2 protein-coding genes are annotated in these 2,644 nt (G+C 74.4%); both read right to left on the reverse strand.

The window, feature by feature from the left end:
• Positions 1-90 precede the first annotated feature (90 nt).
• Positions 91-1,392 carry a UDP-glucose dehydrogenase family protein gene (locus PSU4_RS30750; RefSeq protein WP_147116169.1) on the reverse strand — a complete coding sequence of 434 codons (1,302 nt, stop codon included), beginning with the start codon at positions 1,390-1,392 and terminating at the stop codon, positions 91-93.
• 136 nt (positions 1,393-1,528) lie between these two features.
• A partial coding sequence (locus PSU4_RS30755; protein WP_147116172.1) for a TM0106 family RecB-like putative nuclease occupies positions 1,529-2,644 on the reverse strand: 1,116 nt, incomplete at its 5' end.

Genomic DNA, 2,644 nt, shown 5'->3' on the forward strand with positions numbered 1-2,644 from the left:
GCCGCACGCCGCACCCCTGCTCCGGCACGCGTTGCAACAGTTGCAGGGCACGCGGAACCGGTGAAGCCGCACCTCTACGGCCAACAGCGGTCAGCGGCGGCCCACGCCGATCCACGAGAACCCCGCGCGGCGGAGGATGTCGGGGTCGAGGAGGTTGCGGGTGTCCACGACGACCCGGCGGCCGACGACGCCGCCGAGGGCGGTCCAGTCGAGCTGGCGGAAGGCGGGCCATTCGGTGAGGACGACGAGGGCGTCGGCGTCCTTGGCGGCGCGCATGGGGTCGTCGACGACCGTCACCGCGTCGGTGAGGCCGGGGACGGCGGCGGGGCAGCCGGGGTCGTAGGCGGTGAGCTCGGCGCCTTCGGCGGCGAGGAGGTCGGCGACGGCGAGGGCGGGTGAGTCCCGGAGGTCGTCGGTGCCGGCCTTGAAGGTCAGCCCGAGCATGCCGATGCGGGCGCCGGTGAGGGGGCCGACGGCGTCGCGGATCTTGTCGACCATGATCGTGCGCTGCCGCGCGTTGGTGTCGATGCCGGCGCTGACCAGGGGGAAGTCGAGGCCTGCGGCGGCGGCGACCTGGACGAGGGCGCTGGTGTCCTTGGGCAGGCAGGAGCCGCCCCAGCCGGGGCCGGGTGAGAGGTAGGCGGCGCCGATGCGGCGGTCGTGGCCCATGCCTTCGGTGACGTCGGCGACGTCGGCGCCGAGGACGTCGCAGAGTTCGGCGAGGGCGTTGACGTAGGAGAGCTTGATCGCGAGGAACGCGTTGGCGGCGTACTTGACCATCTCGGCGCTGGCGGCGTCGGTGAGGACGGTGGGGGCGCCTAGGCGGGAGTAGAGGGCGGCGACGCGTTCGGCGGCGTCCTGCTGGTCGCTGCCGACGACGATGCGGTCGGGGTTGAGGAAGTCGTGGACGGCGGTGCCTTCGCGCAGGAACTCGGGGTTGGAGACGACGGCGATGTCGCGGCGGCGGAGGAGGGCGCGGGTGCGGTCGGCGGTGCCGACGGGGACGGTCGACTTGGTGACGACGACGCAGCCGGCGGGGAGGAGGTGGCGGACCTCGGCGGCGACGGTGTCGACGGCGGCGAGGTCGGCGGCTCCGCCTTCGCCCATGGGGGTGGGGACGCAGAGGAAGAGGACCTCGACGGGGTCGCCGTCGCGGCGGGCGACGGCTGCGGCGGCGCCGACGCTGAATGTGAGGCGGCCGGCGGCGGCGCCTTCGGTGACGAGGTCGGCGAGGCGGGGTTCGAGGATGCCGATCTCACCGGCCTGGAGGCGTTCGATCTTGGCGGCGTCGATGTCGGCGCAGACGACGCGGTGGCCGAGGTGGGCGAGGCAGGCGGCGGTGGTGAGGCCGACGTACCCGGCTCCGACGACGGCGATGCGGCGTGCGAACACGGCGTGCTCCTCGCGGTGGCGCGTGGGCTGCCGGTGGGCGGGCCCCTGTCGACTCGATGGTCGGCGGAGCCGGGGGACGCGAGGTGAACGGAGGCGGGGCGCGTCGGGGGCGGTCGCGTGAACCCGGGGGGCCGGCTCAGAGTTCGGTCGCGAGCGGGACGTCCTGGATGGCGGGCGAGGTCATCCATTCGCGCAGGGCGCGGGTGGCGCCGACGTCGTCCTCGTTGTATTCGAGCAACCTGGTGCGCTGCAGCGGGTCGGGGGTGCCGCCGTCGAGGGCGACGGCGTCGCGGTACCAGCGCATGGAGTTCTCGCCGCCGGCTTCGGGGTCGCGCCAGGCGAACCCGGCGGCGGGGGCGATCCGTTTGAGGCCCTTGCCGTGTGCGCAGAGGAACCACTCGTTGACGACGGCGAAGAGGTCGACCCAGGAGTCGGCGTCGATGAACGCCTGGACCTCGGCGATCGGGGGGATGCCGGGTTTCCCGGCGAAGCGTTCGGCGGAGCCGAGGAGCCAGCGGTTCTCGGCCTGTTCGTTGTAGCAGTAGGCGGCGAACGTGCGGCCGCTCGCGTGGGCGGCGTCGCGGACGCCGGTGATCCAGGTCCAGAACTCGGCGAAGGAGCGGGCCTCGTCGTCGGTGGGGACGGGTTCCCAGGTGGCGAAGGCGCGGTAGCCGGCGGGTTCGTCGCCCGGGCGGGCGCCGCCGGGGTGGGACAGGAGCACGCCCCACATGTAGGCGCCGGCTTCGCCGAAGCTCTCCATGTCGACGTCGACCTCGACGTCGGCGCGGGTGACGGGCACGGACGGCACCCGGCGGACGACGGACAGGCCGCGCAGCCATGCCCTGGCGAGGACGACGGTGTCGGCGAACGCCATGCCCGGCAGCGGGACCGGCGGTTCCTGGGTGGGGTCCATCGCGGCGAGCTGGGACACGGTGAGGACGTCGGCGGTGCGCAGCGCGGTGGCGGACTCGCCGCGGACGACGAGGCTGACGTCCTGCCCGTCGGCGAGTTCGGCCTCGCAGGTGGGCCACCAGGGGCAGCGTCGGCACTCGGTGACGCGTGAGGGCAGCGCGAGTGCGGGGCCTCCGGTGGCGGCGGCGACGGCGACGGTGACGCGGTCGGCGAAGCGGGCGTCGTACTCGGCCATGGTGCTGCGGCCGCCGGGCCAGTGTTCGGCGCTGAGGTCGTGCCAGACGACGACGTCGCCGTCCATGCCGACGACCCCGCCGGACGCGGCGGCGGCGACGTCGGC

It is taken from the genome of Pseudonocardia sulfidoxydans NBRC 16205 (assembly GCF_007989085.1).
Classification (GTDB): domain Bacteria; phylum Actinomycetota; class Actinomycetes; order Mycobacteriales; family Pseudonocardiaceae; genus Pseudonocardia; species Pseudonocardia sulfidoxydans.